The organism is Streptomyces sp. NPDC101166 (assembly GCF_044768125.1).
Lineage (GTDB): Bacteria > Actinomycetota > Actinomycetes > Streptomycetales > Streptomycetaceae > Streptomyces.
In genome coordinates this window covers 135207-161693 of sequence record NZ_JBIWPF010000016.1, presented here as the reverse complement: position 1 = coordinate 161693, position 26487 = coordinate 135207, and the positions used below count along the sequence as shown (strand labels likewise).

The window sequence follows — 26487 nt, the reverse complement described above, 5'->3', positions numbered from 1 at the left end:
CTCCGTCTTTCGGACCAGGGGTTTCCGGCGCCTACTCGGCATCCGAACACCCGTCCTTTAGTGCGGGCTTGTCCGCATTTGTCGACGAGCGTGTAACAGCGGTTACAGGACGGATCCGGCGCGGGAACCTCCCAGGCATGAACCACAACACCCCCCTCCCCCCGGCATCCCCCCGCCCCCTGCGTCACCTCTCGGACGTCCAGCGCCGGGTCATGACGGCGGCCCAGCTCCGCGCGCACGGCGTCTCCCCCGCCGCAGCGAGCGAGCAGTGCCGCCCCGGCGGCCCCTGGCAGCAGCTCCTGCCAGGCGTGTTCCTGCTCCACCCCGGACCGCCGACCAGCGAGGAGCGGCTGCACTCGGTGCTGCTGTACGCGGCCCGCGAGTCGTCGTCCTCCGGGGTGCCGGCGCAGCCGGGCGCCGGGGAGCCGCACCGCCCGCTGTACGCGGAGGCGATGATCACGGGCCTGGCGGCCCTGACGCTGCACGGCTTCCCCTCCGCGCCCCCGCTGCCCTCCCTGGAGCAGATCGACGTCCTGGTCCCCTGCCGGCGCCGGCTGCGCTCGGCGGGCTGCGCCCACCTCGTCCGCACGCCGGATCTGCCCGTCGCCGAGGAGGCCACCGGGCTCCCGGTGGCGCCGGTGCCGCGCGCGCTGGCGGACGCGGTGGCACGGCTGACGGACGCGGGGGCGGTCCGGCGGCTGCTGTCCGACGCGGTGCGCGGGGGACACTGCGAACCGGCCGCGGTGGTACGCGAGTTGAAGCTGGCCAAACTGCTGGGGCGGCCGCACGTGGTGGCCGCGGTGGACGCGCTGCTGGCCGAGGGGCGGTCGATCGCGGAGGACCGCCTGTACGCGATGGTGCGCCACCACGGCCTGCCGGACCCGGTGTGGAACGTGGACCTGCGGCTGCCGGGCGGCCCGCACCTCGGCGGGGTGGACGCGTACTGGCCGGAGCAGGCGGTGGCGGTGGAGCTGGACACCCGCGCGCCCCGGCCCCGGCGACGGCCGGACGACGGGCCGGACGCCGGGCACGAGGACGACGCGATGTGGTCCGAGTACGCGCGCAAGCGGGAGCACCTGGAGCGGCTCGGCATCACCGTCGTGCACATCACGCCGAGGAAGCTGCGGGAGTGCATGGAACAGCAGGCGGCGGTGGTGCGCACGGCCCTGATGGCCTCGGGGGACCGCGATCCGGCCGCGTACGTCGTGGTGCTTCCCCAGTAGTGGGGCGACGGAGCCGGCAGCAGGAGGGGAGAGGAGGGGCCGCCGGGCCCGAGGGACGTTCGCACCCTCAGGCCGGCGGCCCCTCCTCGTGTCACCGGCCGGGCGTCGCGGACACCCGCCCGTCCGCCGGGCGTTCCCGCCACAGGCGCAGCGCCGTGTCGATCAGCGGCACCCGGGTGAGGGCGGGCACGTCGGCCAGGTCGTGCCAGGCGGCCGTGTCGGTGGAGCCGCCGATCTCGTCGCGCAGTTCCCCGCCGGCTATCCGGCCCTCGTAGACAATGCGCACACCGTGGTGGTCGACGGGAGCGCGCAGCCGCTCCCCGCGGAGGACCTGGCGGAAGGAGTCGAGGCCGAGAAGGCCCGTCACCTCGATGCGGTACCCGGTCTCCTCCTCCAGTTCGCGCACGACGGTGTCGTACGGGTCCTCGCCGTGCTCCATTCCGCCGCCGGGCAGCACCCACTCGAACGTGCCGTCGGGGACCGGGGAGCGGGCGAGCAGGAGCCGGCCGTCACGGACGCAGACGGCGTAGGCCGCCACCCTCAACTTCTCGCGCATCGAAGGAGGTTACCCAGGCGCCGGCGAACGGACGCTTCGAGGGAGGGACTTGGCGCAGGCAGGGGCTTCGGCGGACCTTAAAGCCGCCGAGGGGCGTTTCGTCCGTGTTCGGCGCTCATCTCCGCAATGGCCATCGGGGGTTTTCCCCATACGTCCATATCGATTCGGTCAACTCTCCCCAAACATCCATCCCTTGCGTAAAGCTGCGTGCTCGTCCGGGATCGCGTTCCGGACGTGCGCGACCGGACGGGGAACGGACCTGGTCGCGCGCTGATCGTTCCTTACCGACAAGGGATGCCGATGACCCACACCCCCCAGCGCGAACCGATACCGGGCGCAAGACGCGCGGCCCGCATAGCCGTGGCCGCGGGCCTGGTGGCCGCGCTGTCGGCCGCCGGGCCGATACCCCTGGCCTTCTCCGCCGACCAGCCCTCGGCCGCCGCCGACCCGGGCGTGAAGTCGGCCGCCGACAAGCTCGGCTCCGACGACGCCGACCTCCTCGCCGAAGCCAAGGCCGCCGGCGACAAGAACGTCACGCTGATGGTCGCGACCGCTCCCGGCAGCACCGAGCAGGTCGCCGAGAAGCTGGACGCCGTCGACGGCGCTTCCGTGGGCCGCTCCTACGACAAGCTCGGCTATGTCCGCGCCACCGTGCCCACGGCCAAGGCGGACTCGGTGATCGCCGCCGCCGGGAAGCTGTCCTCGGTGCACGCGATCGACCTCAAGCAGGACATCGTCCTCGACGATCCGACGCCCAGCGCGGACACCGCGAAGGGCGCGAGCGCCGCCAAGGCCCCCAAGCCCTACCCGGCGCCGGGCAAGCAGACGCCCGCCGAGAACCCCTACAACCCGTCCTTCGAGACGGGCGCCGTCGACTTCGTCGACGACCACGCGCAGTGGGACGGCCGCGGCGTCACCATCGGCGTCCTGGACTCCGGCGTCGACCTCTCGCACCCCGCGCTGCAGAAGACCACCACCGGCGAGCGCAAGATCGTCGACTGGGTCACCTCCACCGACCCGATCGCCGACAACGACCTCAGCTGGCGCCCGATGACGAACTCCGTCTCCGGCCCGAGCTTCGTCTACGGCGGCCGCACCTGGACCGCGCCGGCCGGGACGTACTCCATCAACCTGTTCCGCGAGTCGGCCACCGCCGGCGGCGACCAGCAGGGCGACGTCAACCGCGACGGCGACAAGACCGACGCCTGGGGCGTCCTCTACAACGCCGCCGCCGGCACGGTCACCGTCGACCTGAACAACAACGGCGACTTCACCGACGACACCGCCATGAAGCCGTACAAGAACGGCTTCCAGATCGGCTACTTCGGCACGGACGACCCGGCCACCGACGTCGCCGAGCGGATCCCGTTCGTGGTGGAGATCCGCAAGGACGTGCCCATGGACCCGTTCGGCGGGGACTGGGTCGGCAAGAAGGCCGACTTCGTCAACATCGGCATGATCTCCAGCGAGCACGGCACCCACGTCGCCGGCATCACCGCCGCCAACAGCCTGTTCGGCGGGAAGATGAACGGCGCCGCCCCCGGCGCGAAGATCGTCTCCTCCCGCGCCTGCGTCTTCGGCCCCGGCTGCACCAACGTCGCGCTCACCGAAGGCATGATCGACCTCGTCGTCAACCGCGGCGTCGACATCGTCAACATGTCGATCGGCGGCCTGCCGGCGCTCAACGACGGCAACAACGCGCGCGCCGAGCTCTACACGCGCCTCATCGACACCTACGGCGTCCAGCTCGTGATCTCCGCGGGCAACGAGGGCCCCGGCGCCAACACCATCGGCGACCCCGGCCTGGCCGACAAGGTCATCTCCGTCGGCGCGGCCATCTCCCAGAAGACCTGGGCCGCCAACTACGGCTCGCAGGTGGACAAGAAGTACGCGCTGCTGCCGTTCTCCTCGCGCGGCCCGCGTGAGGACGGCGGCTTCACGCCGACCCTCGTCGCCCCCGGCGCCGCGATCAACACCATCCAGACCTGGCTGCCGGGCGCCCCGGTCGCCGAGTCGGGCTACACCCTGCCGGCCGGCTACGCCATGCTCCAGGGCACCTCGATGGCCTCCCCGCAGGCCGCCGGCGCCTCGGCGCTGCTGCTGAGCGCCGCCAAGGCGAAGGGCGTCAAGCTGACGCCCGCCGACCTGCGCACGGCGCTCACCTCGACCGCCCACCACATCAAGGACCTCCAGGCCTACGAGGAGGGCGCGGGCGCCATCGACATCGTGGACGCCTGGGACGCCATCGAGGACGGCGCCACCGCCCACGAGTACACGGTCAAGGCCCCGGTCGACACCGCGATCGACTCCGCGCTGAAGACCCCCGGCTTCGGCACCGGCATCTACGACCGCGAGGGCGGCCTGAAGACCGGTGAGAAGAGGGTCTACGACGTCACCGTCACCCGCACCACCGGCGCCGACAAGGCGATCCGCCACAGCCTCGAGCTGAAGAACAACGCGGACCACACCTTCAAGATCCTCGGCCCGGACGAGGTGACGCTGCCGCTGAACAAGCCGGTGACCGTCCAGATCCAGGCCCGGGCGAAGGCCGTCGGCATCAAGAGCGCGATCCTCGAGGTCGACGACCCGGCGACCGAGGGCGTCGACAAGCAGATCCTCAACACGGTCGTCGCCTCCACGCCGGTGGCGCACACCTTCACCGCGAAGAGCAGCGTGCAGCGCAACAGCTCGGAGCACTACTTCCTGACCGTGCCCGAGGGCGCCACCTCCCTGGAGGTCGCGATCGGCGGTCTGAAGGACAAGAGCCAGACCCGGTTCATCTCGATCCACCCGTACGGTGTCGCCGTCGAGGACAGCGCCACGATCTACTGCTACAACAACTACCTCAACGGCAACGGCTGCAAGCCGGACGCCCGCTCCTACGCCGACCCGCAGCCGGGCGTCTGGGAGATCGAGGTCGAGTCGCGCCGCACCTCGCCGCTGCTCGACAACCCCTACCAGCTGGACGTCACCGTCTTCGGCGCCGCGTTCGACCCGGCGACGGTGACCGTGCCCGAGGCGAAGGTCGGCACGCCGGCCGCCGTCTCCTGGAAGGTGAAGAACAACTTCGCGGCGTTCGACGGCAAGCTGGCGGGCGGCCCGCTGGGCTCCTCCAAGGCGGCCCGGCCGACCATCGCCAACCACGAGACGCACACCACCACGGTCGAGGTGCCCGCGGGCGCCAAGTCCCTGGACGTCTCCATCGGCAACGTCTCCGACGCCTCCGCCGACCTCGACCTGACGGTGTTCGACGCCGCCGGCAACCAGGTCGCGCAGCAGGCCGACGGCGACTCGGAGGAGGCGGTCTCCATCCCGTCGCCCGCCGCCGGCACGTACACCATCGAGGTCGCGGGCTACTCGGTCCCGGCCGGCACCACGGCCTACGACTACCTGGACGTGTTCTTCTCCTCGGCGCTCGGCGCCGTCGCCGTCGACGAGTCGACGCCGGTCAAGCTGGCCACGGGCGCCACGGCGACGGTCTCCGCGACCGTCACCGCCCTGGCCCCCGCGCCGGAGGGCCGGGCGTTCTTCGGCCAGGTCCAGCTGAAGAACGCGCGCGGCACGGTCGCGGGCACGGGCAGCGTGGCGATCGAGAAGGTCGTGCCGTAACCGGCACACAGCGTGTGACGGTCACCGAGTGACCGCCCTCGTGCGAGGGGCGGGCGTCCGTGAGGGCGCCCGCCCCTTCGTCATTCGCAGCTCACTCCGTCGGTGCGGGGCAGCGCGCGTTCGATCGCCGCCCGCTCGGCGGCGATGCCGGCCGCGCCGACCGCCCACACCTCCGGCGACGCCGACTCCCGCGCCTGACCGACCAGGACGTGGTCGCCCTCGGCGACCAGCGGGTCCACGTCCGGCGCCAGCACGACGTCGACCTCGCCGGCCGCCGGCCGCCCCGGCAGGTAGGAGCGGGTGACCCGCAGCGTGACCCGCTCCCCTCCGGCGCCGGCGACCGGGACGACGTCCGTCACCTCCCCCTCGACCACGAAGCGGGCGCAGGCGAGATAGCCCGGGTCGCCCAGCGGGCTGTCGTCCGCCGGTGCGGTCGACTTCGCGCCGGACTCGGCGGCGCCCGTCTCACCATCGGCCGCGGTGTCGGCCGCGCCGCTGTCGGCGCCCTTGGCCGAGCTGAGCGTGCTCACCCCCTGGCCCGCCTGCACGACCAGCCATCCGGCCCCGGCGACGATCGCACCGGCGGCGGCCAGAGCGAGGACCCGCGCGGCGCGGCGAGCGGGGCGCGGCCGCCGTACGGGAGCGGGCTCGACAATCAGCGCGTCCTGCGGGCGCTCCGCGGGCCGGGTCAGGACATCCGCGATGACGCCCAGTTGTTCGCGCAGCACCGCCAGGTCGGCCGTCGCCGCCCGGTGCGCGGCCAGGAAGGCGGGGTCGGCGCGGGACCCCTCGGGCAGGGGGGTGTCCAGGATCGCGGCCATCAGGGGGTCCGTACCGTCGTAGCCGTCGACTTCGCCGAAGGTCTCGTCGCTCTCGCGTCCGGCGCTCATGTCACACCACCTCGTCCTCGTGCAGGCGGGCGCGCAGGGCCCGGACCGCCGTGTGCAGGCGGCTCTTGACCGTGCCCTCCGGGACGCCCAGCTCACGGGCGATGGAGCGCACCGGCAGATCGGCGTAGAAACGCAGGACGAGGACCTGACGCTGGGCGTCGGGCAGCTCGTCCAGACCGCGGGCGACGGCGAGGGAGAGCACGCTGGTGTCCTCGCCGGAGGGGTGCTCGTGCTGGCGCAGGGACGCCAGGCGCTCGCCGACGCGTTCCTGCCGGCGCTTGGCGCGGTGCCAGTCCATGGCGAGGTTGGAGGCGACGACGGCCGCCCACGCGGAGACGTCCCGCGGCGCCTCGTACCCCTTCGCCGCCCGCTCCAGCAGCCGCAGCCGGACCTGCTGCACCCCGTCCGGCAGGTCCGACTGCGGAACCCCGCCCAGCGCGAGCACCGCCCGCACCCGGCGTTCCTGCGCCGCGTTCAGCGGGTCGTCGTCCGCGCGCGCCCCCTGCCCGCGCCGCCCTCTTCCGCGCAGCACACGCCACCCCCTCCACCACGTTTCTCCTAGGACGCGGGGAGGCTGGGGAACGTTCGAGCGGGTCTTTCACATGCCGTCGAGGCGTACGTCACACCGCTGTGTGAGAGGGGGCGGGACGGGCAGGCGAGCTTGCGGCGCGGGCCCGCCCGTGGGCGAATTTCTCCAGCTCGGGCGGGGTGCGCACCGCAGTTCCGCAACCGGGGTCCTGCCCGCCGCGTCCCATTCCTCGGGCGCCGGGGGCAAAGAACTGGACAGGCGGGCCGGTGTCGGCCGCATGATGGAAAAGCCTCGGCCACGCCGTGCGGTCCGTGAAGAGCCGCCGCGCCGCAGAGGACCGTAGAAGGCGGCAGCAAGCCGTGAACAGACAGGGAGTCGTCGTGAGGGTCGGAATCGTCGGAGCCACCGGTCAGGTCGGCACGGTCATGCGCGGGATCCTCAAGGAGCGCGACTTCCCGGTCACCGAGCTGCGACTGTTCGCCTCGGCCCGTTCCGCGGGCTCGGAGCTGGACGGCGTGACGGTGGAGGACGCGGCGACGGCCGACTACTCCGGCCTGGACATCGTGCTGTTCTCGGCGGGCGGCGCGACCTCGAAGGCGCTGGCCGAGAAGGTCGCCTCGCAGGGCGCCGTCGTGATCGACAACTCCTCGGCGTGGCGCCGGGACCCGGACGTGCCCCTGGTGGTGTCCGAGGTGAACCCGCACGCGATCGCCCGCCGCCCCAAGGGCATCATCGCCAACCCGAACTGCACGACGATGGCCGCGATGCCGGTGCTGCGGCCGCTGCACGCGGAGGCGGGCCTCGAAGCCCTCGTCGTCGCCACCTACCAGGCGGTGTCCGGCTCGGGCCTCGCGGGCGTCGCCGAGCTGCACGGCCAGGCGCAGAAGGTGATCGCCGACGCCGACCGGCTCACCCACGACGGCGAGGCCGTCGACTTCCCCGAGCCGCAGGTCTACCAGCGGCCCATCGCCTTCAACGTCGTCCCGCTCGCCGGCTCGATCGTCGACGACGGCCTGAACGAGACGGACGAGGAGCAGAAGCTCCGCCACGAGTCCCGCAAGATCCTCGAGATCCCGGAGCTGAAGGTCTCCGGCACCTGTGTGCGCGTGCCGGTGTTCTCCGGCCACTCCCTCCAGGTCAACGCCCGTTTCGCGCGCCCGATCAGCGCCGCACGCGCGACGGAGATCCTCGGCGACGCCGAGGGCGTCGTCCTCACCGACATCCCGACCCCGCTGCAGGCGGCCGGCAAGGACCCCTCCTACGTGGGCCGCATCCGCGAGGACGAGACCGTGGAGAACGGCCTGTCGCTGTTCCTGTCCAACGACAACCTCCGCAAGGGCGCGGCCCTCAACGCGGTCCAGATCGCGGAGCTGGTGGCGGCCGAACTGAGGGGCTGACGCACGGTCCTCAGCTTCGGCGCACCTCGTAGAGGAAGCAGCCGTACTCGACGGCCCGGACGTGGACGAGTGCCACGGCCGGGTCGTCGAACGCTTTCCGCAGGGCCTCGGCCAGACCACCGGCCGGCACGAGGGCGCCGCCCAGGATGCGGCCCTCGGCCGAGTAGCGGCGGAGCGTGCGGTGGGCGTCCCCGAAGGGGAGGGTCTCGCCTGCCGCCGGGCCAGGGCAGGGGTCGGCGTGGACGAAGACGGGGCCCTGCTCGTCGTAGGGCCCGGGATCCGCGCCCGTCCCGGCTGCCCAGCGGCGCAGAGGAGCGTAGGAGACGAGCGCGAGCCGATCGCCCGGCTCGCTGCGGCGCAGGCAGCAGCGGAGCGGGTCGCCGCCCTCCCCGTCGGTGAAGGATTCGGCCGGGCGGCCCGCGTCGTCCGTGACGCGCAGCTCCTGAAGGGCGCCGGCCGGGACGGGCCGGACGGTGTACGTCTGGAGTGTGAAGGTCATGCACCCCAGGCTCCCGCCCGTCGGCGCGCGCCACCGGCGGGATCCGGACGTCGTGCTCCGCCGGGCGGTGAGGGCGCCCCGGTGGGAGCGCCCTCCCGGCCGGTCAGGACGGCGAGGCGTTCAGCGCGCGTCCGCCGCCTGGGCCTTCAGCGCGCGCTCAACGCCCGCGCGGGCCTCGGAGACCAGGCGGCGCAGGGCCGCGCCGGGCTCGGCGGAGGCCAGCCAGGCGTCGGTCTTGCGCAGGGTCTCCTCGCAGACCTGGAGGGCCGGGTAGAGGCCGACGACGATCTGCTGGGCGATCTCGTGCGAGCGCTCCTCCCAGATGTCCTTGACGACGTCGAAGTACCGGTCCGTGTACGGCGCGAGCAGCTCACGCTGGTCGGTCTGGACGAAGCCCCCGATCACGGCCTCCTGCAGCGCGTTGGGCAGCTTGTCGGACTCGACGACCTGAGCCCACGCCTCCGCCTTGGCCTCCGCCGTGGGACGGGAGGCGCGGGCGGTCGCCGCGTGGCGCTCGCCGGCGGCGGTCTTGTCGCGCTCGTACTCGCCGGCGATCTCGCTCTCGTCGAACCGGCCGACCGCCGCGAGCCGCTGCACGAACGCCCAGCGCAGCTCGGTGTCGACCGTGAGGCCCTCGATGGTCTGCGAGCCGTCCAGCAGGGCGTCGAGGAGGTCCAGCTGCTCGGGCGTGCGGGCGGTCGCCGCGAACGCGCGGGCCCACGCCAGCTGGTGGTCGCTGCCCGCCTCGGCGGACCGCAGGTGGGCCAGCGTGGCGTCGGTCCACCGGGTCAGGAGCGTCTCGCGGGCGGCGGGGTCGGCGTACAGGTCGACGGCGAGCTTGACCTGCCGGTGCAGCGACTGGACCACACCGATGTCGGACTCCTTGCCGATGCCGGACAGCACCAGCGACAGGTAGTCGCGGGTGGGCAGTTCGGCGTCGCGGGTCATGTCCCAGGCCGAGGCCCAGCACAGCGCGCGCGGCAGGGACGCCTCGAAGTCGCCGAGGTGCTCGGTGACGAAGGCGAGGGACTGCTCGTCGAGACGGACCTTGGCGTACGACAGGTCGTCGTCGTTGAGCAGGACCACGTCCGGGCGGCGCTTGCCCACCAGCTGCGGCACGGCGGTCAGTTCGCCGTCCACGTCCAGTTCCACGCGCTCCTCGCGCAGCAGCTTGCCGCTGCCCTCGTCGAGGCCGTAGAAACCGACGGCGATGCGGTGCGGACGCAGCGTCGGCTCACCCTTGGCGCCGGCGGGCAGCGCGGGGGCCTCCTGGCGGACGGCGAAGGAGGTGATGACCCCGTCGGGGTCTGTCTCGATCTCGGGACGGAGGACGTTGATGCCGGCGGTCTCGAGCCACGCCTTCGACCAGGCCTTGAGGTCACGTCCCGAGGTCTCCTCCAGCGCGCCGAGGAGGTCGGCCAGCCGGGTGTTGCCGTAGGCGTGGCGCTTGAAGTAGGCCTGCACGCCCTTGAAGAACTCGTCCATGCCGACGTAGGCGACGAGCTGCTTGAGGACGGACGCGCCCTTGGCGTACGTGATGCCGTCGAAGTTGACCAGGACGTCGTCCAGGTCGTTGATCTCCGCCATGATCGGGTGGGTGGACGGCAGTTGGTCCTGCCGGTAGGCCCAGGTCTTCATCGAGTTGGCGAAGGTGGTCCAGGAGTGCGGCCAGCGGCTGTCCGGCGCGTAGGCCTGGCAGGCGATGGAGGTGTAGGTGGCGAACGACTCGTTCAGCCACAGGTCGTTCCACCACTCCATGGTGACCAGGTCGCCGAACCACATGTGGGCCAGCTCGTGCAGGATGGTCTCGGCGCGCAGCTCGTACGCCGCGTCCGTCACCTTCGAGCGGAACACGTACTGGTCGCGGATGGTGACCGCGCCCGCGTTCTCCATCGCGCCCGCGTTGAACTCCGGCACGAACAGCTGGTCGTACTTCCCGAAGGGGTACGGGAAGTCGAACTTCTCCTGGAACCAGTCGAAGCCCTGCCGGGTGACCTCGAAGATCGCGTCCGAGTCGAGGAACTCGGCGAGGGAGGGCCGGCAGTAGATGCCGAGCGGCACCGACTGCCCGTCCTTCTCGTACACGCTGTGGACGGAGTGGTACGGCCCGACGATGAGCGCCGTGATGTACGTCGAGATGCGGGGCGTCGGCTCGAAGACCCAGACGTCGTCCTTGGGTTCGGGCGTCGGGGAGTTGGAGACGACGCTCCAGCCGCTCGGCGCCTTCACCGTGAACTGGAAGGTGCCCTTGAGGTCGGGCTGTTCGAAGGAGGCGAAGACGCGGCGGGCGTCCGGGACCTCGAACTGGGTGTACAGGTAGGCCTGTTCGTCGACGGGGTCGACGAACCGGTGCAGGCCCTCACCGGTGTTGGTGTAGGCGCAGTCGGCGACGACCCGCAGGATGTTGCGGCCCTCCAGCAGGGAGGGCAGGGCGATCCGGGAGTCGGCGAAGACCTGGGCCGGGTCCAGGGCCTCGCCGTTCAGCGTCACCTCGTGGACGGTGGGGGCGACCAGGTCGATGAAGGACTCGGCGCCGCCTTCCGAGACGTCGAAGCGCACCGTGGTCGCGGACCGGTAGGTGCCGCCCTCCTGCGCGCCGGAGAGGTCGAGATCGATCTCGTACGAGTCAACGGTGAGCAGCTTCGCCCGCTGCTGCGCCTCTTCGCGGGTCAGGTTTGTGCCAGGCACGCGGTCATCTCCTCGATATGAGTGGGTTGCGTCATCCTTCCACGGAGGCACCGCCCGGGGCGACGATCGCGGGCACGTCCGAGGGCCCCGGGGTCACGCGTGACATGCGCGGCTCCGGGGCCCTCGGGAAGCGTCCAGCGGGTCCGCCAAGGGGCTTGCGGACCGGTGCGGCTCAGGCCTTGGCGCTCGCCTCGCCCTTGACCGTGATGTTGGAGCTGGTGTCGTCCTGACGGTCCTTGGACCGGTCCAGGACCCACACCAGGCCGGTGATGACCGCGAACAGCGCGAGCGGCGCCAGCACGTAGAGGCCCAGCGTCTCGCCGACGCTCAGGCCCGGACCGGGGTCGTCGCCGTCGTCGCGGGTGACAGCGAGCGCGGGGGACGACAGGAGCAGCATCATCAGCGTCGTACCGGCCGCCAGGGTGCCGGCGCGCAGGGCGTTCTTCTTGTCCACGGTGCAAAAGTAGCGAACGCGGGGGGAGGACGCGCGTCCGGGGTGCCTTATCCCGGCTCCGGACACCCCCCTCACCCCCGCAGCACCTCCATCAACGCACGCAGTCTCGGTGAGGCCGCCAGGTCCTCCAGCGTCACCGGACGGCCCTGCGCGTCGGCGATCGGCAGCCGCCAGTTCGGGTACTGGTCCCAGGTGCCGGGGAGGTTCTGCGGGCGGCGGTCGCCGACGCCGTCCGGGAGCCAGACACCGATCATGCGGGCGGGCGTGCGCAGCAGGAAGCGGTGGACGGCCTGGATCTCGGCCTCCTCCGAAGAGTCGCCGCCTCCGCCCGCGCCGGGGAGGAGGCCGAGCCGGGCGAGCGCCTCCAGCCACTCCGCGGTGTCGGCGGCGGCCTCCGCGCGCTCCACCTCCAGCGGGCGGGTCAGCAGGCCGAGGCGGTCGCGGAGGGCTACGTGCTCGCCGGTGAGCCGGGCGGCCGTGGAAGGCAGGTCGTGCGTGGTGGCGGTGGCCAGGCAGTCGGCGCGCCAGTCCTCGGGCGGCAGCGGGCGCCCGTCGCCTTCCCAGTCGCGCTCGAACCACAGGACGGACGTGCCGAGCACCCCGCGTTCGCGCAGCGCCTCGCGCACGCCCGGCTCGACGGTGCCCAGGTCCTCGCCGATGACCACCGAGCCCGCTCGCGCGGCCTCCAGCACCAGGACGGCGAGCATGGCCTCGGCGTCGTAGCGGACGTAGGCGCCCTCGGTGGGCGGCTCGCCCTGGGGGACCCACCAGAGCCGGAACAGGCCCATGACGTGGTCGATGCGCAAGGCGCCTGCGTAGCGGAACAGGGCGCGCAGCAGCCGTCTGAACGGCTCGTAACCGGAGGCGGCCAGCCGGTCGGGGCGCCAGGGCGGCAGGCCCCAGTCCTGGCCGCGCGCGTTGAAGGCGTCGGGGGGCGCGCCGACCGACATGCCGGCCGCGAAGTACTCCTGCTGGGCCCAGGCGTCGGCGCCGCCGGGGTGCACTCCGACGGCCAGGTCGTGCACCACCCCGAGCGGCATGCCCGCCTCGCGCGCGGTGCGCTGGGCCGCGGTGAGCTGGGTGTCGGTGAGCCAGGCCAGCCAGGAGTGGAAGTCGACGCGTTCCCTCAGCTCCGAGCGGGCGCGGGCGGTCTGAGGGGAGCGGGGGTCGCGCAGGGCGGCGGGCCAGCGGTGCCAGTCGGGGCCGTGGGCCTCGGCGAGGGCGTACCAGGTGGCGTGATCCTCCAGCGCCTGGCCCTCCTCGGCGAGGAAGTCGCAGTAGGCGGCGCGCCGGCCGGGGCCGAGCGGCACCCCGGCGACGAGTTCGAGGGCCTCGCGCTTGAGCTCCCACACGGCGTCCCGGTCGATCAGCGCGCCCTCGTCGAGCACGCTCTCCCGCAGCCGCCCGGCCCTCTCGCGCAGCGCCCGCACCTGGTCGGGCGCGTCGACGTGGCCGAACTCCGGCACGTCCTCGACGCGCAGGTGCACCGGATCCGGGAAGCGGCGTGAGGAGGGCCGGTAGGGGGAGGGGTCGGTGGGGGCGCCGGGCACGGCCGCGTGCAGCGGGTTGACCTGCACGAATCCCGCGCCGAGCGTCCGGCCGGCCCAAGCGGTCAGCTCGGCGAGGTCGCCGAGGTCGCCCATGCCCCAGGAGCGGTGGGAGAGGAGGGAGTAGAGCTGGACGAGCAGGCCGTGGGAGCGTCCGGCGGGCGTGGGCAGCCGGGGCGGGGCCACGACGAGGTGGGCCCGGGCGGTGCGTGCGTCGGGTGCCACGGCGGTGAGGGTGTGGACACCGGGCGGCAGCCCGTCCAGGACGTCCTGCCGGTCGGTCGACGCCCGGGTCTCGCCCTGTTCGGTCCCGACCTCCAGCCGGGTCCCCCCGGGAAGTCCGGCGACGGCGGCGGGGACCGCGGTTCTCCCGTGGTCCCCGCCTGCGCTCCACTGCACCACGGTCGGCGGCAGCAGTCGTCGAGCGAGTTCTCTCTCCCGGGCGGCGAGCGCGGCGCGGGCGGCCTGCGGGGTGCCCGCGTCGACGCCCAGGGCGGTCAGGACGCGGACCACCGCGGCGGCCGGGGCCGTCACCGTGCGGTCCGGCGAGGGCCGGTAGGAGGTCGCGACGCCGTGCAGTCCGGCGAGGCGGGCCAGGTCTTCGTCGCAGGGTTCGGCCGGCCGGGGTGCGGTCATCTACGGCCTCATGAAGTCGGGGTCCGCGGCGGCGAGGGGCGGCTCGCTGGTGAGGGGCGGTTCGCTGGTCAGCGGTTCGGCGTAGGGCAGCGGCGGCTCGCTGGTCAGCGGGGCCTCGGCGCAGGTTCCCTCCGCGCTGAACACGCACACGCGGGGCTCTTCGAGGACGGCGGAAACATCCGCCGGGCGTTTGGAACGGGCGGCCGGGAGCAGAGGGTACGTCGATGCGACCACGGTGGCCTCCTTGTCGTATGGATTCTGACGGGTTACTTGAGCCCTACCCAGTGGACGCGAGGACTCACATCTTCGGTCGCCGCGTCCCCCCGCGGAGCCGGGCCCGGGGCCCTCGACCACCATCTCGTCAAGATCAACCGGGCCAATACGGACCCCTGAGGCAATATCGCCGCCGAAAGCCCAAAACAAGGCACACGGGAATTGGATACGCCAACAGCCCGGCATTAATGGGAAGTTGACGCTTTACGAAGCGGACTGCTAGCTTCACGTCATGGCTGAAAGTTAATCAGCCGCACGGGGGACGGGGGGTGTGGGGGTTCTGTGTATTTAGTTTCACAAGTATCTCACGAGTTCCTGATCCCGTGCTTGCACGCATGGAACAAGGGGAGAAAATGAAGCGCGGTTCGCGTATTTCCACCGTTGTCGGCACGGCCGCGGTGATCACGCTGGCGCTGGCGCCCGTCGCCGAGGCCAACTGGAGCAGCTCCATCACCGCCGCCAGCGTGGGCTTCGAGTCGCGGCGCTGGTCGGACGAGCTGTACTCGCAGGTGAAGTTCACCAACTGCAAGACCGACGCGCTCGCCACGCAGAGCACCGACGTCCGCATATGGGCCGACATCTCGCTCCAGCCCGACGAGGCCTACGACAACAAGACGTTCACCGCCTGCTTCGGCGGCGGCACCAGCAACGGCGAGTGGACCGACCTGCCGTCCGGCAAGCGTGACTACTACTTCAAGCTCGCGAAGATCGCGGGCTCCACCTTCGGCCCGCAGCTGACCGTGAGCACCGTGTCGGTGGACACCACCAAGGCAGACGGCTGACAGACCAGCCCTGAGGGGCGCCTCCACGCGGGGCGCCCCTCTCAGGCCGACAAGTGGTTCGGTGAGACTGCATGAAATTCAGCACCACTCTGCGCAGCGGTAGTGTGCGGTGGGCTGCCCCCATTATTCTCCTGCTGACATTCCTCTATTATGTCGTGGGACAGAAAGCCTCGCTCTCCAGTTATCACCATTACGCTCCGACCATTGTCGCCGAGCCACTGATGACGCTTTATGCGCTGGCGTACGCGACGGCCGCGGGACTCGCCTGCTGGGAAAGCGGACGGCTGAACAGCGCACGAATCTGGGCATTGGCCCCGGCCCGTTCGCGCTACCGGATCGCCGCAAATGTCCTGGCTCCGGTGATCGCGCTCTCATGGCTGGTCCTGCTCCTGCCCGCGGCGGTCTCACTGGCCCGTTCGGCGACCCTCCCCAGCCTCGACAGCCTGCGCCTGCCGCTCGCGGCGATGGTGATCTGCGTCGCACACGCCGTCCTCGGCTTCGCCGTCGGCTTGCGGGTCCCCCGCGTCATCGGCACACCGATCCTGGCCGTGGGCGACTGGCTTCTCGTCGCCTTCACCAGGGCGATGCTCCCTTACTGGCCCCGGCATGTCTCCGGTCAGTACGGCAGCGTCGGTTTCGGCGAGGTGCCGCAGTTCGTCACGGCCGCGGTACCGCTGATGCTGGCGGGAGGCGTCGCCGTCGGGCTGATGATCCTCTGGCTGCCCTTCGGCTGGCGTGTGGTGCGGATCGCCCTCGCGGCCGTGGTCGCCGTGGGAGGCGTGCTCGGCGCCCAGCGCACGGCCGCGAACTGGTCGGCCACCCCGCCGATCACCACCGGGAACGTGGCGATGGCGTGCACGGGCAGCGCGCCGCGCATGTGCGTGCCGGAGTTCAACGCGCGCTACCTGCCGAAGGTGCAGCGCGACACCGCCGAGGCGCTGAACGTGCTGCGCAAGGCCGGGGCGACCTCGGCACGGCCGCAGCTGATCACCGACGGCTATGTCGACGGCCGCCGCCAGAAGACCTCCACGGACACCGAGTGGCACATCCTGCTCACCGACCAGGTGCCACGCGGCGACGCGGTGTACCAGATCGTGGTGCGGGCGCTGAAGTTCCGCTGCGAGGAGGTGGACGTCCGTACCGCGCACTCCGCCTGGCTGTGGGGCGCCATGAAGACCGGCCAGGAGAAGGCGTACCGGATGCGCCGCGAGCAGGAGGGCCTGGACCCCACGGCCCGGGAGCTGGAGCGGCAGGTCACGGCCGACGTCGCCCGGGTGCTGAAGGAATCGCCGGCCGAGCAGACGGCGTGGATCAGGCAGACGCTCCAGGGCTGCGAGGCGAAGGCGTCGTGATGTGGTGGTTCAAGGTCCGCCGGGGGCACACGCTGCTACCGGTCGCTCTTGCCGTCTTCACCGCCGCGCTCTGCTCGGTGCAGGATCACACGGTGCTGCTGCCGGCCATCACCGGCAGCCCGCGCGTCGCGCTCTCCCTGTTCGTCCCCGTGCCGTTGTTCGCGATCCTGATGGCGATGCTGGAATCCCGGCTGCCCGCGGCGGAGGCCTCCGGCGTCCGGTCCGTGGCGCGGCTCGACAGCGCGCTCGTCACCGCGGTCATGGCGGCGGCGGTGGTGTGCAGCGTGGCCGTCGCCGCCCTCCAGGGGACCGCGACGGCCACGACCGGGGGCCGCAACGCCCTGTTCCTGACCGGCCTGATGCTGCTCGGGCGCGCCTGGGCCGGACAGGGAGCGGTGATGCTCCCCGTGGGATGGCTGGTCACCGTCGCAGTCATCGGGTTCCGCGGGAACGTCCCCCGGTCCTGGACCGTCATCGCGCTCCCCGCGGACGACCTGTTCGCGGCGGCCGCCTCCCTGGTGGTGTTCGCCCTCGGCCTCGCCGCCCAGATCCGCTCGTCGAGGAAACCAGCGTGACACTCGAACTCAGCAACTGCACCTACGGCTACCGCCGCTGGAAGCCACCGGTCCTGCGGGACTTCTCCTACACCCTGCCGGAGGGCCTCACCGTCCTGCTCGGCCCGAACGGCGCCGGCAAGTCCACCCTGCTGAAGCTCGCGGCTTCGGTGACCAGGCCGCAGAAGGGGCGCGTGTCCCTGGACGGCGCCCCTGCGGGCACCTCGGCGTACCGGCAGGCGGTCGCCTGGATGCCGCAGGACATCGTGCCCATGCCCACGCTCACGGCGCGCGAGTACGTCGCCTACGTCGGCTGGCTCAAGGGCATGAACCGCTCGGACGCCTGGAAGCAGGCCCGCAAGGCCCTCACGCGGGTGGAGCTGACCGACAAGGCCGACGCCCGCACGAGCCAGCTCTCGGGCGGGCAACTGCGCCGCGTCGGCGTCGCCGGAGCGCTCGTCCACGGCGCCCGGGTCCTGCTGCTGGACGAGCCCACCGCGGGCATGGACCCCTACCAGCGCCGTGTCTTCCGCGACATCCTGCGCGGGCTGACCGACGACGTGCGGGTCCTGCTGTCCACGCACGACGTCGCCGACCTCGCGGAGGAGGCGGACCACGTCACGGTGATGTACGGGGGGAGGGTCCTGCAGCACGGAGACACCGGCACGTTCCTGGCCCACACCCCGGCCGGGACCCTCGAGGGACGCGCCGCCGAAGCCGCCTACACCGCCCTGCTGAGAAGCCACGACGTCGCTTCCTGACGCACCCGCGGCCTGCCCGGGCCGACGTCACGGTCGGCCCCGGGCACCTGCACGAAGGCCCGGATCGTCAGGCCGAAATGCCGTCGATCCGGGCCATGGCGTCGTCCGCGCCGAACGGCTGCAGGTAGGGAAGCCATCGCGGGTCCCTGTGGCCGGTCCCGATGATGCGCCAGGCCAGACCGGTGGGCGGGGCCGGTTTGTGGCGCAGCCGCCAGCCGATCTCGACGAGATGCCGGTCGGCCTTGACGTGGTTGCAGCGCCGGCAGGACGCCACGACGTTGTCCCACACGTGCTGGCCCCCGCGGCTGCGCGGGACGACGTGGTCGACACTGGTCGCGACGCCGCCGCAGTACATGCACCGGCCGCCGTCCCGCGCGAACAGCGCCCGTCGGGTCAGAGGAACGGGCCCCCGATAGGGGACCCGGACGAATCGCTTGAGCCGGACCACGCTGGGTGCGGGGACTGTGACGGTCGCGCTGTGCATGAAGGCGCCGGATTCCTCGAGGGAGACGGCCTTGTTCTCCAGGACGAGGACGAGCGCGCGGCGGAGCGGTACGACGCCGAGCGGCTCGTACGACGCGTTCAGGACCAGGACATGCGGCACGGATGCCTCCTCGGGCGTCGGCGGCGCGTGGCTCGCGCCGGGACGATCTGCAGTCAGTCTCCCCTCATGGCCGGTGGACGCGCCACCATCTCCCGGTAACGGGCTGGGAGTGTTTTCGACCACACCCGATACATCCCCAGCCCGGCGACCTGTTCAAGCGCGCGTGAGCACGGTCTCTCCTTCGAGCATTCGGGCGATGCACACACAATGCCCCGTTAGTGTGGTGACCCTGCCCGCTCGGTGACCCTTTCGTGACCTAGACCACCATGACCGCCGCGCCGGACGGAGCAGTGCAGCACCTGGAGGTACCTGCCGTGTCCTTGTCCGCCGTCCTACTGGCCGCCGGCCCGTCGCCCTCGCCGACTCCCTCGCAGTCGCCGTCGGTGACGGTCCCGACGCTCCAGGACGCCCAGGAGAGCGCGACGAACGCCGCGAGCTGGGTCGAGCAGAACTGGTCGACGTGGCTCGCGATCGGTCTGCGGGTCCTGCTGATCGTCGTCATCGCCGGGGTCCTGAGAGTGGTCGTGCGGCGGGCGATCACCAAGCTGATCGACCGGATGAACCGCACGGTCCAGGCGGTCGACGGCACGGCCCTCGGGGGGCTGCTGGTCAACGCGGAACGACGCCGCCAGCGCTCCCAGGCGATCGGCTCGGTGCTGCGCTCGGTGGCGAGCTTCCTGATCCTCGGCACGGCCGGGCTGATGGTCCTCGGCACGTTCGAGATCAACCTGGCCCCGCTGCTGGCGTCGGCCGGCGTCGCGGGCGTGGCCATCGGTTTCGGCGCCCGCAACCTCGTCACCGACTTCCTCTCCGGCGTGTTCATGATCCTGGAGGACCAGTACGGCGTCGGCGACCAGATCGACGCGGGCGTCGCCACCGGCGAGGTCATCGAGGTGGGCCTCAGGGTGACCAAGCTGCGCGGCGACAGCGGCGAGATCTGGTACGTCCGCAACGGCGAGGTCAAGCGCATCGGCAACCTCTCGCAGGGCTGGGCGACGGCCGGCGTCGACGTGACCGTGAAGGCGGGCGAGGACCTCGACCGGGTCAAGGCCACGCTGGACGAGGTCGCCGAGAAGATGAGCAAGGAAGAGCCCTGGAACGAGCTCCTGTGGAGCCCGATCGAGGTGCTCGGCCTGGACAGCGTGCTGCTGGACTCGATGGTGGTCCGGGTCTCCGCCAAGACCATGCCCGGCAAGTCCCTCACGGTCGAGCGCGAGCTGCGCTGGCGGATCAAGCGGGCCTTCGACGCGGCCGACATCCGTATCGTCGGCGGCGCGACCGTCCCCCCGGAAGCCGACCCCGACGCCGACCCGGCCGCCGCCGTCGCGGCCCCCTCGGTGTACGCCAACACCGCCTCCGCGCAAGCCCAGGCGGCCACCCCGATCGCCCAGCCGGGAGTGACGGCCCCGCTGAAGTGACGTAGGGCGGCACGCTCGTTCGGGGCCCTCGCACCCGGCGCTCCTCCCCCGCGCCCGGAACCGAACTCCCGCTCACCGCGTGTTCACCCTTGGAGCTCCGAACAAAAGTGGAGTCCGATCAGCTCGCGGCGTCTGGTGCGTGCGATCGCAAGGCGCCGGAAGCTCCTCGTAGCGGAGCTACCAGGGGCTTTCGGCAACGCGGCTCGCGTGCGTGCCGAACGCCGCGAGCCGGGCTCCACTTTTGTTCGGAGCTCTTAGCGGTGACTTGCGATCTGATCAAGATCCAGCCAAGCCCGGTGCGCGCTGCCGTGCTTTGTGGCGATACTTGCGGCGACACATGACCATGGGGGAGGTCAGCCAGTGACACACCCGCCGAAGAGCAGCACGGCGCCACCGGGATCCGGTGTGCCCACCATGCCGGCCATCCCGCCCCAACCGGGGCCCAGCGAGCCCCTCACGCCCGCCACCGCCCGGCCGCCGGCGGCGCCCGCGCGCCGTACCGCGTTCGCCGAGGGCGTCGACCGGGTGCGCGCCGCCGCGACGACCGAGCCGGGCCGGTTGCGGATCATCGGCGCCGTGCTCGCCGTCCTGGTGGTGGCGTTCGGCGCCGTCACCGCCTGGCAGATGACGGAGCGCGCGGCCGCCGCCGACGACGTACTGAACAAGAGCCAGCCGCTGACCTCGGCGGCCGCCTCCATCTACCGCTCCCTCGCCGACGCCAACACCACCGCCTCCGGCGGCTTCCTGGCGGGCGGTCAGGAGAGCGCCGAGTCCCGCAAGCGCTACGAGGACGACATCGACACCGCCGCCGCGGGACTCGTCACCGCCGCGAGCAACGCCGACCCCGGCTCCCCCTCCACCGCGGCGATCACCAAGCTCAACAAGCTGCTCCCGGAGTACAAGGGCCTGGTCGAGCGCGCCCGCACCTACAACCGGCAGGGCTTCCCCGTCGGCGGCGCCTACCTGCGCTACGCCAACCAGAAGATGCAGCAGGAGATGCTCCCGGCGGCCGAGGACCTCTACAAGAAGGAGAACCAGCGCCTCCAGGACGACTACGCCGACGCCCGGCCCTATCCGTGGGCGGCGATCGCGCTGGGCGTCCTCGCGCTGGCCGCGCTGGCGTGGGCGCAGGCCCGCACCTACCGCCGTACGAACCGGGTGCTCAACCACGGGCTGGTCGCCGCCACCGCGACCGCCACCGTCGTGCTGCTGTGGCTGGTCGTCGGCCACAGCCTGGCCCGCGCGGGTCTGAACGACTCCTACGAGCACGGCGTGCGCTCCCTGAACGTCCTGCACGACGCCCGCATCGCCTCCCTCAAGGCGCGCGGCGACGAGAACCTCACCCTGGTGGCCCGCGGCGCCGAGACCGTCAAGGTGACCGCGGACGGCGAGGAGTTGACGCTCGACGCCTACGACCACGGCTTCACCGAGAACATCACCGCTCTCGGCAAGGGCCTGGCCGCCGCGGCGAGACTCGCCGACGACCAGGCGGGCGAGAAGCCGGTCGCCTCGGCCGAGGGCAACATGGCGGAGTGGCGCAAGCGCCACACCGCGGCCCGCGCCCAGGACGACAACGGCAACTACGAGCAGGCCCTGGCCCTGGTGATCGGCGCCAAGGGCGCGACGGGCGAGTGCTTCGACAGCGTCGACGCCAACCTGGCGAGCGCGCTCGCCCACGAGCAGAACGAGTTCAGGCAGGCGGCCGGCGACGGCCTCGACGCGATGGGCGGTCTGCCGCTGGGCGCGGCCGTCCTGGCCGTCCTGGGCGCGGCGGGCGCCGTCCTCGGCATCGGCCGCAGGCTGTCGGAGTACCGGTGAAAGGGGGCGTGACGATGCATGTGCGACGGATGCGGGCCGGCCTGAAGGGCTGGGGCGGAGTAGGCGCGATGGCGATCGTGTGCGCCCTGGCGCTGGCCTTCGCTCTGCTGCTGCCGTGGACCCAGTCCCACGGCGACGGCGCCGCCGGGGCGGGCGGCCGCGGCCTGGCCGAGGCCGGCCCGGCGGCCGACGCGGCGTGCAAGGACCCGGAGAAGCAGACCCTCGCGCCGTCGGCCGCGGACGGACCGACGATCACCGCGATCAAGGCCCGGCAGGGCGAGAAGCGCAAGCTGGTCGTCGGCATCGACCAGAACAGCTACCGGTGGGGTTACCGCGACCCGAACAACTCCGGTGCCGCGCTCGAGGGTTTCGACATCGACCTGGTGCGCCGGATCGCCCAGGACGTCCTCGGCGACCCGAACGCCGTCCAGTTCAAGGCGATCCCGACCAACCAGCGCGTCCCCGCGATCCAGGAGGGCCGGGTCGACATGGTCGTGCGCACCATGACGATCAGTTGCGCGCGCATCAAGGACGTCGCCTTCTCCGCGCCGTACTTCAGGACGGGTCAGCAGGTGCTCGCCCCCAAGTCCTCGACGATCACCGGCTACGACGCCTCGCTGGCGAAGAAGCGGATCTGCACCGCGGCCGGTTCGACCGCCAACACCAAGCTCACCGACGACCTCCGGGCGGGCCGGCCGGCCGCGAGCGCCGACATCTCCACCACCGTCCCCAACCAGCTCGACTGTCTGGTGCGGTTGCAGCTCGGCGAGGTCGACGCGGTGGTCACCGACGGCGCGCTGGCCGCGAGCCAGGCCGCGCAGGATCCGACGGTGGAACTCAAGGGCGGCCCCTTCACAGCCGAGTACTACGGGGTGGCGATGAAGAAGGACGCCGACGACCTGGTGCGCCGGGTCAACCAGATCCTCGAGCGGTACCGGGCCGACGGCTGGCAGGCGTCGTACGACAAGTGGCTCTCGGCGACACTGGGGGCGAACGCGGCGACGTCGACGCCGCCCGCGCCGACGCAGTACCTGCGCACCGCCTGACCGGCCGCCCGCGGCACGGACCGAGTGAACGACCGACTCAGCAGCGAGAGGTGATCGATGGGCGTCACGGGACCCCCCGGGCCGGTGATGGACCGGGACGAGGTCGACCGTGCGCTGGCGCGGCTCGGCGCGGAGCACGAGGCGATCGAGACCTCCCTCCTCGCCCTGCAGGACCACGCGGGCCGCAGGCTCCTCGAAGGCGCGCGCCTCACCGGCGTCACCGAGGAGCGCTGGACGGCCGCGGAGGCGTCGATCACGCTGCTGTGGGCCTACTTCGACGCGTACACGGACGCGTTGCGCTCCGCCCGGGAGATCCGCTCGCGGCGCCGCTGGTCCAGCCGTGAGGACCTGGTGGAGCTGACCGAGCTGCTGCGCGGCGAGTCCGTCACCGTGGCGGGGGCGGCGCTGGCCTCCGCCCCCACGCTCCAGGGCGCCGGCCGGCTCAGCCAGAGCTTCTCGCTGACCGCGCTCGTCGAGCGGATGAACGAGCTGTACGCCTCCTCGCTCGACATGGTCGTCGCCGCGGACGCGGTGTGGTCGGCGCTGCCCGCCCGGATCGATCTGCTGGCCGCCGAGCTCCAGCGCACCCGGCAGCTCGCGCACTCCGTCGGCGTGCGCCCGGGCGAGCATCCGGCGGGCGACGACCTGGAGCGCATCACCGGCACCCTGACGCACCTGCGCGAGCAGGTGATCAGCGACCCGCTGGCCTACTGGACGCCCGCGCAGGGCAGTTCGGCGCCGGGCGGCGGCCGCCCCGACACCACGGTCTACGACCGTCAGGCGCGTGCGCTGGAGGACGTGCGCCGGGAGATCGACGCCGTGCTGACGGTCCGCCAGGACGCGGAGAAGCGGCTGGTGCGACTGCGGGACGTCCTCTCGCGCGCGGACCGCACGCTCGCGGAGGCGCGGACCGCGCGGGGCGAGGTGCTGGCGAAGATCGCGGCGACGGAGGTGCCGGTGGTCAGCGGCCCGCCGACCGTGCTCCAGGAGCAGCTGGCGGCGGCCGCCGAGTACCGCAGGCAGGCCCAGTGGAACCGGCTGTCCCCGCTGCTGGAGTCGCTCGAGGAGAAGGCGGACGACGAACTGCTGCGCGCCCGCGAATCGTTGACCGCGGTCACCGCACCGCTGGCGGTCCGCGCGGAGCTGCGCGGCCGTCTCGACGCGTACAAGGCGAAGGTCGCCCGGCACGGCCTCGCGGAGGACCCGTTCCTCATCGAGCGCTACGACGCGGCCCGGCGGATGCTGTGGAGCGCGCCCTGCGATCTGCGCGTCGCCGAACAGGCCGTGCTGCGCTACCAGCAGGCGGCCGCCGAACTGCTCGCCGCGCCGCGTGTGCCGGAGCAGGGCGAGCCCGAGGACCACAGGGGGGCGAGGTCATGAGTCAGGCAGGCCAGACATGCCAGCGGCCGGGTTGCGACGGATCGTACGACGACGTGGGCGGCGGCGAACTGTACTGCGACACCTGCGGTCTGGCCCCCGTCGTCTCGGCCGGCTCCCCGGTGTCCTCGGCGGGCGGCGGCAAGGGCTCCGCGGGGAGCGGCAGTTCGCGCTCCAGCGCGCGCAGCGCCCGCAGCTCGCGTACGTCCTCGCAGTCGTCGAAGTCGCGCCGCTCGGTGTCCGGACGGCTCTCCCGCTCGCTGTCGGGGGCGGCGACGGGCCGCTCGGTGTCGGTGCGCAGCTCCGGCTCCACGGCGGGCTCCTCAGGACGGGCCCGGCTGGGCGTCGGGCTGGTCGCGGTGCCGCAGGTGCCGAGGCCGGACCCGCGCGCGATGGTCCTCGACAACCCCGAGGTGCCCGAGCGCAAGCGGTTCTGCTCGCGCTCCGACTGCGGTGCCCCGGTGGGCCGTTCGCGCGGTGAGCGGCCCGGGCGCACGGAGGGCTTCTGCACCAAGTGCGGCCACCCGTACTCCTTCGTCCCGAAGTTGAAGGCCGGCGACATCGTGCGCGGCCAGTACGAGGTCGTGGGCTGTCTGGCGCACGGCGGTCTCGGCTGGATCTACCTCGCCGTGGACCGCGCGGTCTCCGACCGCTGGGTGGTGCTCAAGGGCCTGCTGGACACCGGCGACCAGGACGCGATGGCCGCCGCGATCTCCGAGCGGCGCTTCCTCGCCGAGATCGAGCACGCCAACATCGTGCGGATCTACAACTTCGTCGAGCACCTAGACCAGCGCACCGGCTCGCTCGACGGTTACATCGTCATGGAGTACGTCGGCGGCAAGTCCCTCAAGGAGATCGCCAACGGCCGCCGCACGGTGGACGGCAAGCGCGACCCGCTGCCGGTGGAACAGGCGTGCGCGTACGGCATCGAGGCCCTGGAGGCCCTCGGTCATCTGCACAGCCGCAACCTGCTGTACTGCGACTTCAAGGTCGACAACGCGATCCAGACCGAGGACCAGCTCAAGCTGATCGACATGGGCGCGGTGCGCCGCATGGACGACGACGAGTCGGCGATCTACGGCACGGTCGGCTACCAGGCGCCCGAGGTCGCCGACGTCGGCCCGTCCGTCGCCAGCGACCTGCACACCGTCGGCCGTACGCTGGCCGTCCTCACCTTCGACTTCCAGGGCTACACCACCGCCTACGCCGACTCGCTGCCCGACCCGGACACCATCGAGGTGTTCCGCCGGTACGAGTCGTTCTACCGGCTGCTGGTCCGCGCCACCGACCCCGATCCGGCCCGCCGGTTCGCCTCCGCGCAGGAGATGGCCGAGCAGCTGACGGGCGTGCTGCGCGAGGTCGTCTCGCTGCAGACCGGGCGGGCCAGGCCCGCGCTGTCCACCCTGTTCGGGTCCGAGATCAGGGCCACCGACACGGAGTTGTTCCCGCGGCTGGACGGGGAGGTGAGCCGGCTGGGGGCGCGCGCGAAGGCGTCCCCGGGCGGGCCCGGCGCCGGCCTCGCCGTCGCGCCGTCTCTGGTCCGGGCCGTGGACGCGCCCGCCGCCGCGCTCGCGCTGCCCGTCCCGCACGTCGACCCCTCCGACCCCAACGCCGGCTTCCTGGCAGGCCTGTTGACCTCCGCCCCGGGTGAGCTGATCACGGCCCTCGCGGCCGCGCCGGCGCCGTCCGTGGAGACCCGGCTGCGCCAGGTCCGGGCCCGGCTGGAGAACGGCGACTTCGACGCCGCCGTCGCCGCCCTGACCCAGCTGGAGGGCGAACGGCCCGACGACTGGCGGGTGGTGTGGTACCGGGGCGTGGCCGCTCTGGTCACCGGCGACCACGAGGGCGCCGCGCTCGCCTTCGACGCGATCTACGACGCCTTCCCCGGCGAGCCCGCGCCCAAGCTGGCGCTCGGGCTGTGCGCGGAGGTGCTGGGCCAGTTGGACAACGCCGCCGAGTACTACGGCCTCGTCTGGTCGACCGACCCGAGTTATGTGAGCGCGGCGTTCGGGCTGGCCCGCGTGCAGCTCGCGGCGGGCGACCGCGGGCGCGCGGTACGGACGTTGGAGTCGGTGCCCGAGTCCTCCATCCACTACACCGCCGCCCGGGTCGCGGCCGTGCGGGCCCGCCTCCGGCAACGGACGGCGGCCGCATCCGACGTACCCTTCCTGGAGGACCTCACCGCCGCCGCGGCACAGGTCGAGGCGCTGAACGCGTACGGGCTGGACGCGACGCGACGCGAGCAGCTGTCGGCCGAAGTGCTCGGTTCGGCCCTGGACTGGATACTCTCCGGGGGCCAGGGCGGCCCCGGCGCACGGCGGGTGCTGCTCGGCAGCGACCTGGACGAGCGAGGACTCCGCTTCGGCCTGGAGCGTTCGTACCGCACGCTGGCCCGGCTGGCGACCGGCGGTGAGGAGAGAATCGACCTGGTGGAACGTGCCAACCGTTACCGCCCCCGGACGTGGGTGTAGTTG

At 72.3% G+C, this 26487-nt stretch carries 21 protein-coding genes; 12 read left to right on the top strand and 9 right to left on the bottom strand.

Going from position 1 to position 26487, the window contains the following annotated elements; genetic code table 11:
- The first annotated feature begins 137 nt into the window (after positions 1–137).
- On the top strand, positions 138–1223 hold the full coding sequence (locus ACIRS4_RS27110) for a hypothetical protein (protein ID WP_404200926.1): 1086 nt from the start codon (positions 138–140) through the stop codon (positions 1221–1223).
- A 91-nt stretch (positions 1224–1314) separates the two neighbouring features.
- On the opposite strand, the gene ACIRS4_RS27105 is transcribed toward ACIRS4_RS27110, so the two are convergent.
- The gene (locus ACIRS4_RS27105; protein ID WP_404200924.1) at positions 1315–1779 is read right to left on the bottom strand and encodes an NUDIX hydrolase; all 465 of its coding nucleotides are present in this window, start codon (positions 1777–1779) and stop codon (positions 1315–1317) included.
- Positions 1780–2079: 300 nt separating this feature from the next.
- On the opposite strand from ACIRS4_RS27105, the gene ACIRS4_RS27100 reads away from it, so the two are divergent.
- Positions 2080–5388: a S8 family serine peptidase gene (locus tag ACIRS4_RS27100; RefSeq protein WP_404200922.1), complete on the top strand. Its 3309-nt coding sequence runs from the start codon at positions 2080–2082 to the stop codon at positions 5386–5388.
- An 80-nt stretch (positions 5389–5468) separates the two neighbouring features.
- Here the strand turns inward: ACIRS4_RS27100 and ACIRS4_RS27095 are convergent, their stop codons facing one another.
- Both ACIRS4_RS27095 and ACIRS4_RS27090 read right to left on the bottom strand, forming a co-directional pair.
- Positions 5469–6278, bottom strand: coding sequence for a hypothetical protein (locus ACIRS4_RS27095; protein ID WP_404200920.1), 810 nt, complete (start codon positions 6276–6278; stop codon positions 5469–5471).
- Position 6279: 1 nt separating this feature from the next.
- A complete protein-coding gene (locus ACIRS4_RS27090) occupies positions 6280–6810 on the bottom strand; it encodes an RNA polymerase sigma factor (RefSeq protein WP_404200918.1) in 531 nt (176 codons plus the stop codon).
- A 377-nt stretch (positions 6811–7187) separates the two neighbouring features.
- Here ACIRS4_RS27090 and ACIRS4_RS27085 point away from each other — a divergent pair, with 377 nt between their 5' ends.
- On the top strand, positions 7188–8204 hold the full coding sequence (locus ACIRS4_RS27085; protein ID WP_404200916.1) for an aspartate-semialdehyde dehydrogenase: 1017 nt from the start codon (positions 7188–7190) through the stop codon (positions 8202–8204).
- A 10-nt stretch (positions 8205–8214) separates the two neighbouring features.
- Here ACIRS4_RS27085 and ACIRS4_RS27080 read toward each other — a convergent pair whose 3' ends face one another.
- The 5 genes from ACIRS4_RS27080 to ACIRS4_RS27060 all read right to left on the bottom strand — a co-directional run bounded on the left by ACIRS4_RS27080 (position 8215) and on the right by ACIRS4_RS27060 (position 14262).
- Positions 8215–8703, bottom strand: a complete 489-nt coding sequence (locus tag ACIRS4_RS27080; protein WP_404200914.1) for a DUF1203 domain-containing protein — start codon at positions 8701–8703, stop codon at positions 8215–8217.
- Positions 8704–8823: 120 nt separating this feature from the next.
- Positions 8824–11391, bottom strand: a complete 2568-nt coding sequence (gene pepN / locus ACIRS4_RS27075; RefSeq protein WP_404200912.1) for an aminopeptidase N — start codon at positions 11389–11391, stop codon at positions 8824–8826.
- A gap of 172 nt (positions 11392–11563) precedes the next feature.
- Entirely contained in the window at positions 11564–11845 is a 282-nt protein-coding gene (locus tag ACIRS4_RS27070; RefSeq protein ID WP_404200910.1) for a hypothetical protein, read from the bottom strand.
- A gap of 71 nt (positions 11846–11916) precedes the next feature.
- The gene (malQ, locus tag ACIRS4_RS27065; protein WP_404200908.1) at positions 11917–14028 is read right to left on the bottom strand and encodes a 4-alpha-glucanotransferase; all 2112 of its coding nucleotides are present in this window, start codon (positions 14026–14028) and stop codon (positions 11917–11919) included.
- Positions 14029–14262 carry a hypothetical protein gene (locus ACIRS4_RS27060; RefSeq protein WP_404200906.1) on the bottom strand — a complete coding sequence of 78 codons (234 nt, stop codon included), beginning with the start codon at positions 14260–14262 and terminating at the stop codon, positions 14029–14031.
- Positions 14263–14654: 392 nt separating this feature from the next.
- Between ACIRS4_RS27060 and ACIRS4_RS27055 the strand changes: the two genes are divergently transcribed.
- From ACIRS4_RS27055 to ACIRS4_RS27040, 4 genes are all read left to right on the top strand, one after another.
- Positions 14655–15083: a hypothetical protein gene (locus ACIRS4_RS27055; RefSeq protein WP_404200904.1), complete on the top strand. Its 429-nt coding sequence runs from the start codon at positions 14655–14657 to the stop codon at positions 15081–15083.
- A gap of 221 nt (positions 15084–15304) precedes the next feature.
- Entirely contained in the window at positions 15305–16435 is a 1131-nt protein-coding gene (locus tag ACIRS4_RS27050; protein WP_404200902.1) for a hypothetical protein, read from the top strand.
- Positions 16435–17010 (top strand): hypothetical protein, encoded by a 576-nt coding sequence (locus ACIRS4_RS27045; protein WP_404200900.1) that lies wholly within the window; start codon positions 16435–16437, stop codon positions 17008–17010. Before ACIRS4_RS27050 ends, ACIRS4_RS27045 begins: the two co-directional genes overlap by 1 nt.
- A complete protein-coding gene (locus ACIRS4_RS27040) occupies positions 17007–17750 on the top strand; it encodes an ABC transporter ATP-binding protein (protein ID WP_404200898.1) in 744 nt (247 codons plus the stop codon). Before ACIRS4_RS27045 ends, ACIRS4_RS27040 begins: the two co-directional genes overlap by 4 nt.
- Positions 17751–17817: 67 nt before the next feature.
- Here the strand turns inward: ACIRS4_RS27040 and ACIRS4_RS27035 are convergent, their stop codons facing one another.
- Positions 17818–18354 (bottom strand): HNH endonuclease, encoded by a 537-nt coding sequence (locus ACIRS4_RS27035; RefSeq protein WP_130436740.1) that lies wholly within the window; start codon positions 18352–18354, stop codon positions 17818–17820.
- A 314-nt stretch (positions 18355–18668) separates the two neighbouring features.
- Here ACIRS4_RS27035 and ACIRS4_RS27030 point away from each other — a divergent pair, with 314 nt between their 5' ends.
- The 5 genes from ACIRS4_RS27030 (at position 18669) to ACIRS4_RS27010 (ending at position 26484) form a co-directional block, all read left to right on the top strand.
- Positions 18669–19772: a mechanosensitive ion channel family protein gene (locus tag ACIRS4_RS27030; protein WP_404200896.1), complete on the top strand. Its 1104-nt coding sequence runs from the start codon at positions 18669–18671 to the stop codon at positions 19770–19772.
- 414 nt (positions 19773–20186) lie between these two features.
- A complete protein-coding gene (locus ACIRS4_RS27025; RefSeq protein WP_404200962.1) occupies positions 20187–21590 on the top strand; it encodes a hypothetical protein in 1404 nt (467 codons plus the stop codon).
- Between the two features lie 14 nt (positions 21591–21604).
- Positions 21605–22636: a glutamate ABC transporter substrate-binding protein gene (locus ACIRS4_RS27020; protein WP_404200960.1), complete on the top strand. Its 1032-nt coding sequence runs from the start codon at positions 21605–21607 to the stop codon at positions 22634–22636.
- Between the two features lie 57 nt (positions 22637–22693).
- Positions 22694–24016 carry a hypothetical protein gene (locus tag ACIRS4_RS27015; RefSeq protein ID WP_404200894.1) on the top strand — a complete coding sequence of 441 codons (1323 nt, stop codon included), beginning with the start codon at positions 22694–22696 and terminating at the stop codon, positions 24014–24016.
- A complete protein-coding gene (locus ACIRS4_RS27010; protein WP_404200892.1) occupies positions 24013–26484 on the top strand; it encodes a tetratricopeptide repeat protein in 2472 nt (823 codons plus the stop codon). Before ACIRS4_RS27015 ends, ACIRS4_RS27010 begins: the two co-directional genes overlap by 4 nt.
- Positions 26485–26487: the final 3 nt, after the last annotated feature.